This is a genomic window from Clostridium moniliforme (genome assembly GCF_017873235.1).
GTDB classification, from domain to species: Bacteria; Bacillota; Clostridia; order Clostridiales; family Clostridiaceae; genus Clostridium; species Clostridium moniliforme.
Genome location: NZ_JAGGJZ010000005.1, coordinates 1 through 13,112, shown reverse-complemented (window position 1 = coordinate 13,112; position 13,112 = coordinate 1). Strand labels below are relative to the sequence as shown.

Annotated in this window: 7 protein-coding genes and 2 tRNA genes; 2 read left to right on the top strand and 7 right to left on the bottom strand. The window is 26.7% G+C overall.

What is annotated here, in order from left to right:
• Positions 1-3 precede the first annotated feature (3 nt).
• Both J2Z53_RS08560 and J2Z53_RS08555 read right to left on the bottom strand, forming a co-directional pair.
• Positions 4-1,203 (bottom strand): exonuclease SbcCD subunit D, encoded by a 1,200-nt coding sequence (locus J2Z53_RS08560; protein WP_209797078.1) that lies wholly within the window; start codon positions 1,201-1,203, stop codon positions 4-6.
• A gap of 132 nt (positions 1,204-1,335) precedes the next feature.
• Complete coding sequence (locus tag J2Z53_RS08555) at positions 1,336-2,142, bottom strand: DUF1189 domain-containing protein (protein WP_209797077.1); 807 nt, start codon at positions 2,140-2,142, stop codon at positions 1,336-1,338.
• A gap of 153 nt (positions 2,143-2,295) precedes the next feature.
• Here J2Z53_RS08555 and J2Z53_RS08550 point away from each other — a divergent pair, with 153 nt between their 5' ends.
• On the top strand, positions 2,296-3,480 hold the full coding sequence (locus J2Z53_RS08550) for a L,D-transpeptidase (protein WP_209797076.1): 1,185 nt from the start codon (positions 2,296-2,298) through the stop codon (positions 3,478-3,480).
• A 74-nt stretch (positions 3,481-3,554) separates the two neighbouring features.
• Positions 3,555-4,898, top strand: coding sequence for a CCA tRNA nucleotidyltransferase (locus J2Z53_RS08545; protein WP_209797075.1), 1,344 nt, complete (start codon positions 3,555-3,557; stop codon positions 4,896-4,898).
• Between the two features lie 2 nt (positions 4,899-4,900).
• Here J2Z53_RS08545 and J2Z53_RS08540 read toward each other — a convergent pair whose 3' ends face one another.
• The 5 genes from J2Z53_RS08540 to J2Z53_RS08520 all read right to left on the bottom strand — a co-directional run bounded on the left by J2Z53_RS08540 (position 4,901) and on the right by J2Z53_RS08520 (position 12,894).
• Positions 4,901-5,317 carry a GtrA family protein gene (locus J2Z53_RS08540; protein ID WP_209797074.1) on the bottom strand — a complete coding sequence of 139 codons (417 nt, stop codon included), beginning with the start codon at positions 5,315-5,317 and terminating at the stop codon, positions 4,901-4,903.
• An 83-nt stretch (positions 5,318-5,400) separates the two neighbouring features.
• The gene (gene addA, locus J2Z53_RS08535; RefSeq protein ID WP_209797073.1) at positions 5,401-9,117 is read right to left on the bottom strand and encodes a helicase-exonuclease AddAB subunit AddA; all 3,717 of its coding nucleotides are present in this window, start codon (positions 9,115-9,117) and stop codon (positions 5,401-5,403) included.
• Positions 9,117-12,569 carry a helicase-exonuclease AddAB subunit AddB gene (gene addB, locus J2Z53_RS08530; protein ID WP_209797072.1) on the bottom strand — a complete coding sequence of 1,151 codons (3,453 nt, stop codon included), beginning with the start codon at positions 12,567-12,569 and terminating at the stop codon, positions 9,117-9,119. Before addB ends, addA begins: the two co-directional genes overlap by 1 nt.
• 116 nt (positions 12,570-12,685) lie before the next feature.
• Positions 12,686-12,776: transfer RNA gene (locus tag J2Z53_RS08525), tRNA-Ser, on the bottom strand.
• 27 nt (positions 12,777-12,803) lie between these two features.
• Positions 12,804-12,894, bottom strand: a tRNA-Ser gene (locus J2Z53_RS08520).
• Positions 12,895-13,112 lie beyond the last annotated feature (218 nt).

Genomic DNA, 13,112 nt, shown 5'->3' with positions numbered 1-13,112 from the left:
AAGTTATACCTCCTTTTTTAATACTTCATTTATAATTTTATTTATAACTTCATCTTTAGCTTCAGTAAATTCACCATTTCCTAAAGCTTCATAAAATTCTTTAAATAGTTCTTTTTCCGTTTTACTCTTATATCCTTTTTTAGCTGAAGTATTGTTTTCATCATAACTTCTTTTATTTTCTCTAGTTATAAGCATAACATTTTTATATACTGCCCTTAACTTTTCAATTGGATTTAGAAGCTCACCTTCATCTAATAATACTGCTTGTATATAATCATCTTTTCCTTCTTTTAAATTTCTTCCTTCTTCTATTAAATCATCAATTTTTCCTTTTATAATTCTTAAATCCCTTAAAGGCTTAATTTCTTTTAAATTAATTTTTACATTCTTATTTTCATCTATTTCAAAAATTGTAACACCTTTCTTTTGATTTATTTCTGAAAAAGAATATTTAAGTAAAGAACCTGAATATCTAACTTCTTCTCTTCCTATTTTCTGCCTACCATGTAAATGTCCTAAAGCTACATAATCAAAATCATTAAATATATTACAATCTATAAGGTCTGTCCCACCAATAGAAAGTGGTCTTTCTGATTCACTTGTTTGAAGATGTGCTGCTTCATATTTATTAGTTTCATTTTCCTTTGCTTCATCTCTATACATTGTTACATATCCATGGGCAATTAATATATTTCTCTCTTTCTTATTCATTTTTTCTTTTATAAGATTTATTATACTTTTCATTGCGTCATTATGATTTCTTATCTCTTTATTATCTAAAATTTTCTTAACTACAGAAGGATCTTTATATGGCACTAAATAAAAATTAACATTACTATCTCCATCTTTAATAACTACCTTCTTATACAATTCTAAATCTCTTCCTGAAATATATAACCCTTGTTTTTCTAATATTTCTTCTCCAAAAGATACCCTTTCACCACTATCATGATTACCTGATATAGCTAGTACCTTTATGCCCTTTTCTGTAATAAATTTACTTAAAACTTCATTAAGTAATTCTACCCCTTCAACAGGTGGAATTGATCTATCATACATATCTCCTGCAATTATAAGTGCATCAGGTTTTTCTTCATCAATTAAATCCATTAATTTATTTAATATATATTTCTGATCCTCTATCATAGAATATTCATTTACTATCTTTCCAATATGCCAGTCACTTGTGTGAATAATTTTCATATTACCCCTCCTACCACATTAAATATAACTTTATTATATCAAAAGTGATATTTTAAAATATAAAAAAAGCAAAAGAATAATCATTATAAATAGTTTATTCCTTTGCTTTTATATATATTTTTTAAATTAATATTATATTCTTTTTATGTTATCTAAAAGATCCTTCTTTATATATCTTAATATGAAAATAACATATATAGTTGCTCCAGCTATAAATGCATTATCAAAATATACACTTGGTCTTATTATTGAAAAAGGTAATAATAATATACTTGGAAGTGTTGCTGCATAAATTGATAAAGAATATAAAGCTTTAGATTTAATTCTTAATCCCATTATCATTCCAATTATAATTGAGAATGCAGTTACAAGTAAGCAATTTAGTAAAAATGAAATAAAATATTGTATTATTGTAACTATTATTAGAACTGGAACTATTATAATTGCTAAATACTTCATGTCATTAATTATAGTTTTATTATCAATTGTTCCAGAAAATAAATCATTATAAGATACTTGTTTATTTAGATTAGCTCCCTGTCCAATCTTAATCCCATCCTTAAGAAATAAAACATACATATTTTCATGAACATATATATCCTTTAGAGATTCAGAGTCTTTTAAGTCCTTTTTACTATCCAAATAAAAAACACCATTATTTTCATTAATCTTTATAGGACTATTTTTCATATTTAATACTCCATCTTTTATTGTAAAATCATATTTTGGATTATTAAATTCGCTTATATTTTTCTCTATAGAATTCTTTGCTCTAAATCCCATAGAAATACCTTGTATTCCTCCAATTATAAGACTTAGTATAAATGCATATAATATAGCTTTCCCAATTCCATCTTTCACATATTCAGAAAATGTCTTTATATTATATATATTATTTTTTAGTTTAATAAAAAAATTATCTTGCTTATTTTTCTTCACTTTTTTACTCCTTTAAAATCCTTATGTATTTATTCTCTCCTAAATCCTCTTTAATTATAGTAACATACTAATCTATATTATTAAATATTTTGTGTTTATTATTCCAAAATATGGTCAATATTAAAATATACTATTATTTTAGGAGGAATTATATTGTTAAATATAAAAAATAAAGATAAAAACTCTAGTGAATCTAACAAATTAAAAAGTAATTTTAAACTTAAAGATAAAATCAATTTTAAAAAATTAGGACTTATTTTCTCATTTATAACTTTAATTATAGGGAGTATTTTAGCATATCAAGCCTTTATGTATAACTCTTTTATTAATACTTTTAAGGATTACTTTAATTCAAATGAGTATATAACAGCAAATAATCATATCATTTTTAATGAAAACTCTAACATATTTAAAACATTTATGCTGAAAAATGATTTATCAAAGTACTTTGAAAGTAAGTTAAATAGTTTAAATGAAATAAGCTCAAATGATGCTATTACTATCATTAATGAAATAAAAAAATATGATGTTTTAACTAAAGATAATGTAGCACCTGTTAATACAAATAGTGATTCAAATTTATCAAAAGGAGTATCATTATTTAATGAAGGTAAATTTGAAGATGCAATAAACATATTAAATAAAATAGAAAACACAGATTCTGATTATAAAATATCATTAGATTATATATCTAAGTGTAAAACAAAAATTAAGGAAGACCTATTAAAACAAGTAAATGAATATAAAGAAAAAGAATATTTTACAGCTGCAATCAACTTAATAGAAAATAAACTTAATATATTATCTAACGATAAAGAACTCCTTCAAAAAATTGAAGAATTAAAATCAGCTAAAGATACATATTTAGCAAATAATAAAAATTCTTCAGTAGCTACATCTTCTCAAATTGTAAGTGCTATAAATGTTTCAAACATAAATACACTAGATATTGAAAGTTTAACTGACTATTTAGTATACGTAGATACAGCATCTCAAAATACTAATGTATATACTGGATCTAAAAATAAATGGGCACTAAAGAAATCTATGAAATGCTCAACTGGAGTTAAAGATAAAGAAACTCCATCAGGAGTTTATACTGTTCAAAACAGAGATACATGGTTTTTTTCAGAGAAGTTTAAACAAGGTGGAAAGTATTGGGTACAATTTGATGGAGATTATTTATTCCATTCAGTTCCCTATGATAAAGATCAAAAAACTGTTTTAGATACAACTTTAGGAACTCCTGCATCTCATGGTTGTATTAGGTTATCATTAGAAGATTCAAAATGGCTTTATGATACATTACCTAAAGGTTCTAAAATTATAATAAAATAATTATAATGTTTATTTAAAATATCTTATCTATTAAAATAGTAGATAAGATATTTTAATTTTACAAGGAGTATTCTATGAAAATAAATATACCAGTTCCAGTTAAATTTATAATAGAAACATTTTATAATAATGGATATGAAGCCTACATGGTTGGTGGATGTATACGTGATTCTTTACTTTCAAAAAAACCTAAAGATTACGATATTGCAACATCTGCTCCTCCATCAATAACTGAATCCTTATTTGAAAAAACAATACCAACTGGTATTAAACATGGAACTATAACTGTTCTTATAAATAATGAACCTTTTGAGGTTACAACTTATAGAACAGAAGGAACCTATAAAGATAATAGGCATCCAGAAGAAGTTTCCTTTGTTAAAGATATTAAAGATGATCTTTCAAGAAGGGATTTCACTATAAATGCTTTTGCTTATAATGACAAAAAAGGACTTAAGGATTATTTTAATGGAATAGAGGATCTTAAAAATAAAATTATAAGAACTGTAGGAGATAGTAATAAAAGATTTAATGAAGATGCCCTTAGAATGTTACGTGCAATTAGATTTTCTTCACAATTAGGTTTTTCTATTGAGGAAAAAACCCTAAATGCAATAATAAGAAATAAATCTCTAATTAAAAATATAAGTTTAGAACGTATAAGAGATGAATTATCAAAAATATTATTATCAGATAACCCTAAGAAGGGCTTTCTTTTATTAAAAGAATGTGGAATTTTAGATATAATAATTCCTGAACTTACTCCTTCAATAGATTTTAATCAAAGAAACAAATATCATCACGAAGACGTATTTAATCATAGTTTATCAGTATTAGAAAATACACCTAAAGATTTAACATTAAGGTTAGCAGCGTTATTTCACGATATAGGAAAACCAGAATGTTTCTTCCTTGATGAAAAAGGTAATGGAAGATTCTTTGGTCACAATAATGTTAGCTCTGATATAACAAAAAAAATACTTAAAAGATTGCGTTTTGATAATAAAACTATAAAAAATGTTTCTTTACTTATTAAAGAACATATGAATGTTTTAGATAATCCAAGTGATGCTGCAATTAAAAGACTTATAAACAGGGTTTCCCTAGAAAATATTAATTTATTACTTTCTCTTCAAGAGGCTGATATTAAATCTTTAAAGGATTCTATCGATCCTTTAAATAAGCTTAATATTATGAAAGATAAGGCAAATAAAATTATAAATTCAAAGGAGCCTCTATCAGTTAAAGATCTTTCAATAGATGGAAGTGATTTAATAAATAATTTATCAATAAAACCCGGAAAAATTATAGGTGATACCTTAAACCATCTTTTTAAGTTAGTCTTAGAAAATCCTAAGTTAAATAATAAAGAATATTTACTAATGGAAGCTAAAGAATATATAAAAAAGAGAGATTAAAACTAATCTCTCTTTCTAAATACATACAATTTACTTAATACATAATTTAAAATAATAACAATTATGTTTATTATTATTTTACTAATCATATCTTCCATATGAATTACTGATATAAATAAGTACATAAGCCCCATATCTAAAGCACCAGTAGCTCCCCTTGAAACAGTAAAATCAAATAATTCTTTAAGTACAAACTTAATACTATAATTTCTACTATTAAAAACATATATTTTATTAGTTACAAAAGCAAATAGCACGGATGTAATCCAGGCTATTATATTACTTGTCATAACTCCTAATCCAAAGGCTCTAGTGCAAATAAAAAAGCTTACAATATTTATTGCTGTTGTCAATACACCAAAAACTATATATAATATTTGTTCTTTAAACTTATCATATAATTCAAATATTTTATTCACTACTTTTCCTCCTGAAAACTTTCATAACCTTCATATACTTTTTATAATATCATACTTTTAACAGTATTTTATAAATCATTATATTAAATTTTCATTTCAATTTCAGGATAAAATAAGTATAAATATCTACTAGCTACCTTTTTATTTGTAATTTTCTTTAATGCATCTTCATAATAATCAAGTTGTATCTTATATTTCTTCTTCATCTCTTCTTCTATATTATCTACAACATAATCTGTTTTATAATCAACAAGAATAATCTCGCCATTTTCTTCAAAGAAAAGGTCTATTACTCCTTGAAGTCTAACCTCTTCATTAACTGAACTATTGTCTAAATCCTTATTTACTTCCTTCGCACTTATATTAGTGTAAAATGGTAATTCTCTTCTAACCATACCACCATCATTATATACCTTAAGTATTCTCTTTCCTAAATCACTCTTAAAGAAATTAAATATCTTAAATGGATTAACAGCCTTAAATTCTTCTGAAGTTAAAAGTTCATTTTGAACCATTTCTTCAAGTTGTTCTTTTATTTCATTTAAAGAATTTACTCTATCGTAATCAATCTTTTGCATAACAAAGTGAACTGCCGTTCCTCTTTCTGCTCCTGATAATCCTTTTTCTTCTTGAAGGAATCTTGGTTTAATTACTATATCCTCTTTAAATAAACTTTCACCATTATAATCTTCTTCCTCATTATAATTAGCTTTCTTTAAATCAGATACTGAAAAGTTACTTTTAAGAGTTGTAGATTCCTTAAATTTATATTTATATCCAAGTCTTCTTTCAATTTCTTTATCCACAGTTTCTACTTTAGAATTTATAAACAATTCTTCATTATCTAAAATTTCATCCACAGCCTCTAAATTTTTTTCCACAATTAAATCATTTCTATCCCATAAATTTATATTCCATGTGGATAAGTTCTCTTTTGCAATATTATTATTAACACCTATTCTATTTCTTAAAACTTCCCCGTCTTTATGCTGACATAAAGCCATTCCAATCCAATCTAAATAAGATTTTCCCTTTAAAACTTCTGATGGTGATATTTTTTCTTTTTCAATACTTGCAGATTGAGCCCACTTTTCCACAGTTTTATCTATATCTCGAACAGAACCTGTAATAATAAGTTTTTCTTTAGCTCTAGTAAAGGCAACATATAATATTCTCATTTCTTCTGAAAGAGTTTCTAATCTTATCTTTTTCTTAATAGCTTCCTTAGGTAAAGTACTATAACTAATTCTCTTATTTAAATTTACATAATCAGGTCCAAATCCTAAATCATCATGATAAAGAATTTGATTATTTAAATCCATTAAATTAAATTGCTTTCCAGCTCCAGCTAAAAATACAACTGGGAACTCTAATCCCTTACTTTTATGGATACTCATAATTCTAACAACATCTTCATTTTCTCCAAGTATCTTTGCACTTCCCATATCCCCTGATGACTTTCTAAGTTTATTTATAAAATTTATAAAATTAAATAGTCCTTTAAAACTTGTTTTTTCATATTGTCTTGCTCTTTGGAAAAGTATTTTTAAATTTGCCTGTCTTAAAACTCCATTTGGCATAGCTCCAACATAACCATAGTAAGCTGTATCCATATATAAATACCAAATAAATTCATCTATTGGCATATATACTGACTTATCTCTCCATTTGTTAATACTACTAACTACTCTTTCACATTTATTTTTAAGTTTATCTGAAACATTTGTTTCACCCTTAGTAATTGAAATAATATTTTCATAAAAATATTTATCTTTATTTACTATCCTAATATCTCCAAGTTCCTCTGATGTAAATCCCATAAAAGGTGATCTTAATACAGCTATCATAGGCACATCTTGAAGTGGATTATCTATTATTTTTAATAAAGACATAATAGTTCTTATTTCTATTGATTCAAAATAACCAGAACCTGTATCTGCATAAACAGGAATACCCTCTAAACCAAGTTCATCTAAAAATATTTCTGACCAATTTTTAGTTGCCCTTAAAAGTATTACTATATCTTTATATTTAAGAGATCTATACTCGCCTGTTTCCTTATCTAAAACTCTAAAATTCTTTTCATTTGCCTGTGACATAAGAGTTACTATTCTCTTTGCCACAACCCTTGCCTCTAAATTTATTGAATCTATATCCTCATCATCTTCTAAATCTTCATCTACTTTTAAATCATTTTTATCTAATATATGAAGTTCTACTTTTCCACCCTTATAACAGCCTTCTTCATCTAACTCTTTAAAATTTGCTCCTAAGTTTAAAGCTTCATCCTCTGTATATTCAAGTTCTCCAACACTGTTTGACATAACTTCCTTAAATATAAAATTAACACCATTTATAACTTCTTCTCTACTTCTAAAATTTTTATAAAGCTGTATAACTCTATTAGGTTTTCCCTCTTCCTTTGAATAGGTATTATACTTTTCTAAAAATAATTCAGGTTTTGCCTGTCTAAATCTATAAATACTTTGCTTAACATCTCCAACCATAAATACATTAGGGTTTTCTGTATCCTTTCTAGAAACAAGGTTTATAATAGCCTCTTGAACATTATTAGAATCCTGATATTCATCAACTAATACTTCATCAAAAAATTCTCTAAACTTTTCTGTTACCTTTGATGGAACTATCTCACCATTTTCATCTTCACTTATAAGAATTTTTAAACAAAAATGCTCTAAATCATTAAAATCTAGCATATTCTTTTCTTTTTTTCTATCACTAAACCTTTTATAAAACTCTAATGTAATTTCAGAAAGTTTTTTCATAAAAGGATATGCCCCTCTTATTCCATCTAATGATTCTTCTGGTGTCATCGCAAATACATCATCTTTAAGCTTTACTATTTTCTTTTTAACCTGATCCCTTATTCCCTTAACTAAATCTTGTGAATCTGGATCACTTACATTGTTTTTTCTTATAGATTTAAGTCTTCCAAAACTTATTTTTGAAAGTCCTTCATAAATTTCTTCTAAGCCTTCATCTAATCCTTCCCTTAAATTAATAAGACTAGACAATTCATCATTAAAAACATCTAAATAAGATTCAATTCCTTCTATTTCTTGTATTACATCTATAGCCTTATGATACATATTAATAAAGCTATCTACTTCCATACTTATATCATCTTTTAAAACCTTAACCCAAACTGTTTTATTAAGTTCATCTAATGAATTAATATTAAATTCTTCAGCCTTTTCTTTAAGCCATTTTTCTGGCCAAGGTCCGCTCATTGAAAATCTATAAAGACTTAATATAATATCTTTTAATTTTTCATCATCTCTACTTCCAGAATAAGCTTCAACTAAATCAAAAAATTCTTTATCATCCTTTTCATATAAATCTTCAAAAAGCTCATCTATAATCTCACTTTTTAGTAAAGTTCCTTCAGTTTCATCACCAATTCTAAAGGCTGGGTCCAAATCTATTGTATGAAAATTATTTTTTATAACATCCAAACAAAAGGAGTGCATTGTTGTTATATTTGCCCTACTTAAAAGTGTTAATTGTTTTTGAAGTACCTTAGAATTCGGATTTTTTTCAAGTTCTTTTGTAATTGCAGCTGCTATTCTCTCTCTCATCTCAGCCGCTGCTGCACTTGTAAAAGTTACAACTAAAAGTTTATCTATATCAACTGGATTTTCTGTATTAGTTACAATTTTTATTATTCTTTCAACTAAAACTGCTGTTTTACCTGAACCAGCAGCTGCTGCCACTAAAAGATTACTATTTCTAGTATTAATTGCTTCAAGTTGTTCCTTCGTCCATTTAGTTTCTCCCATTACTTTTCTTCCTCCTCTCCTTTAACTTTATTTTCAATCTTATTCCATATATCATCATCACTTTTTTTAATTACTAATTTATATCTATTATCCTTTATACTAGTATCAAACTGACATATAGCTGAATAATCGCAATACTCGCAGTATGCCCTTTGATTATTTTTAGTAGGTTCAATTTTAATTTTTCCACTTAACATATCAGTACAAATTTCTACCATCTTCATATTTACATATTCCCTTAAAATTTCAAACTGCTCTTCTGTTGCAACTGAACTTCTAGATGAAAAATCTCCATCTTTCTTAAAGCTTGCTGGAATTATAAGAGAATATGTTTCCATAGTATTGTCCATAGCCCTAACAACTTTAGCATCCTTTAAAAGAAGTCCATTCATTTTAAGTTTATCTAGTATTTGCTTTTGAATTTCTTCATCATCTAATTCTTTAGTACTCTTTATTATTGGATCATCTATTCTAAAATATAAAATTGCACCAGGTACTGCCCCTGTATTTAAAATGTACTCTGAATTTCTAAGAAAGGCATCTAAATAAACTAAAAGCTGAATTTGTATACCATAATAAGCTTCTGTTAAATCAAATTTCTTAGCACCTGATTTGTAATCAATAACTCTAAGATAAGTGTTTCCATCCATATTAAGAGTATCTATTCTATCAATTCTACCTGTTAAATAAACTCTTTCTCCAGTAGGTAAATCAAGCTTTATAGGCTCTCCACCATCCATATTCCCAAACTCAAACTCATTTCTAAATACTTCAAAATCTCCTCTTTTCATTTGCTCTGAAATAACAGAAACAGATTTTGAAATTACCCTTTTAAATCTATCAGTAAAATATTTATATTTTTTTGTGCTATTTAATATTGAATTAGTTTCCTCTTTAAGTTTTACATCAATAAGATTTGAAACAATATTCCTGCATTTTTCACCTGTAAGTTCTGACCATGATATTTTTTCATCTTTAACTTTATTAGTAAACTTATCTAATATATCATGCATAAATGAACCTAAATCCGGTGCTGAAAACTCATATATTTTTCTATCCTTAGCTTTAAGTCCATACTGAATAAAATAAGAAAATGGACAAGCTGCATATTTTTCAAGCCTTGAAACATTAAATCTTAAATTACCATTTTCATTCTGATAAAGCTCTTTAATCTTTTCTCTAGAAATTTCTTCTCCAATATTTGAATAATTAATTCCCTTAAAAATTATATTAGTTTTATCTTCAAAATCTTTATGCTTCATATACCAACTAAATACTTCTCTCCAATAATCATCAATATCTTCCCTATCAGCCTGTTTTCTAAGGGCTAATATAAGTTCATTAAAGGTTGGTATAGGAGTTGTAACTTTATTAAAGCTATCATACTTTTGTGGATAATTAAATATGTCACTTTCTTCTTTTAAGTTACTTAAAACTCTTTTAATTCTAGGTATTATAATTGATGGTCTAAGGGATTTCCCTTCAAAATCTGCCATAGGGTAAGTAATCATTAAATATTTACTTGGAATAGTTAAGGCTGTATAAACCATATATTGTTCCTCAAAGGCTCTAGTCCTTGTTGTTGCAGCAAGTTCTATTCCTCTTTCCTTTAATATATCCCTATCTGCATCTGATAATATCCCCTCTTCTTTAGTTACTGATGGTAATACTCCATCATTAACTCCAACAATATATAAAGCTTTAACTTCTCTTCCTTTAACCCTTGCAATATCTCCTATATTAACCTGATCTAAAGCAACTGGAATAACTCCTATTTCTTTAATTTCAAATCCAGCATTTAAAACTTTATAAAATTCCTTAGGAGCTAATTTATCATTTCCAATTACATCAACAGCCTGATCTAATATTTCCATAACCATTGATGGAACTTGCTCATATTCCTTAACTTTATCCTCTAATCCTTCTTCTTTAAAGCCTTCAATCCATTCATCTATTCTATTAAATACATCTAAATCAATTAATAATTCATATATAGCTGAGCATATAATTCTAACTGACTTATTTCCTTTTATCTTTTTGTGGAACCTCATAATTGGAGCTCTTACATCCTCCATTATTTCCTTTATTATAAGTTCATCAGCATTACTATAAACATCCTCACTTTCAAAATATCCATCATTAACTTCCTCTGTTGTCCATCTATATCCCTTTAATCCATTAGCTAATATATAATTTTCTAAAATATCAACATATTCTCTTTCAATTTTTACAAGTCCACTTTTTAAATACTTAAAAACACTCTCATAAGACCAATTTTGTATAAGTATTTCAAAAGCTGACATTATTAATATTACTAATGGATTACTTAAAACTTCTATTTTCTTATCTAAAAAATATGGAATATCATATTGCTTGAATATAACAGAAGTTATTTTTTCATAAGAATCTATATCTCTACAAACCACTGCTATATCTTTATACCTATAACCTTTATCTCTAACTAGTCTTACTATATCTTTAGCTATCATATCTATTTCATCATAACTATTATTAGCCTTATAAAGTCTTACATCTTTATTAGGTCCTTTATATATTTTAAAAGGATAAGTAAAGAAATGTTTCTCAATATGCTTTAGTTCCTCACTGTCTTTAAATCTATATGGATACTCCTTATTTAAATTTATAGGCTCTAAATAAGAAATATTATTTTCTTCCATAAGTTTAACTATTCTATATTCAGTATTCTTTAGTGCATTAAAAATATCTGTAACTTCTGATTCCTTTCCATGCCCTAATTCATCCATACAAAGAGTTATATTAATTTTACTTGCATGAAAAGCTAATTCACAAATTACATCAAGTTGTTGAGGAGTAAAGGTTGTAAATTCATCAATCCAAATTTCTGCATCATCATAAATACAGCAGTTTTTAAGTTTTTTAGCGAGTATTGTAAGTTCATCATCACTATCTATAACATTGCTTTCAATTCTTTTGTTATATTCACTATAAATATCTGCTAAATCATTAAGCTTTTCCTTTAATTCTTCATCTTCTATTTTTTCTAAAGCATCTAATAATTCCTCTTTAGAAACTTTATACTTTTTAAATTCAGTTAGAGTTTTAGATACTATTTCAATAAAACCTTGCTCTCTTGAAATTTTATTAAAATATTCTAAAGTATCACCTTTTTCTTGAAGTAATTTATAAATAAGCATACTCTTACCTTCATCCTTCATACTTTGGTGAACTCTACCTCCACACTCTTCAAAAACTCTATGAGCCATTGTTTTAAAACTTAAAACTTCAGTTCTTAGTAATGCTTTTTCTCCTACTATATCTAAAAGCTTTTTTTCTGTTTGAAATGTATATTGTTCTGGAACTATAAGTATTAATTTATTTTGTTTTTTATCATCTAATTTCTTTTTAATTTGTTCCAAACAAAATCTGCTTTTTCCACTTCCTGCTCTCCCATAAATAAATCTAATTCCCATAACTAACTCCTAATTTTTAAATTATATATTTTAATTATATCCTAAATACTATTGTTTTTATAACACTTATACTTTTTTAAATAACAAAAAAGCACCTAACTAATGTTAGATGCTTATGGCGGAGAATCCGGGATTTGAACCCGGGCGCCAGTTGCCCGACCTACGCCCTTAGCAGGGGCGCCTCTTCAGCCACTTGAGTAATTCTCCATGTGCCCTCTATATTTAAAATATATATGGCGGAGAGACAGGGATTCGAACCCTGGGTACCCGCAAAGGTACGCCGGTTTTCAAGACCGGTGCCTTAAACCAACTCGACCATCTCTCCGTATCAAAGACATTTATTATTATAACAACAACATATTTTGCTGTCAACACCTTTTTTAAATTTTTTTAGTTATTATAAATTTATAAATAAATATTAAAAAACCTGTTCATAAGAACAGGTTTAATATATGGCGGAGAGACAGGGATTCGAACCCTGGGTACCCGCAAAGGTACGCCGGTTTTCAAGACCGGTGCCTTAAACCAACTCGACCATCTCTC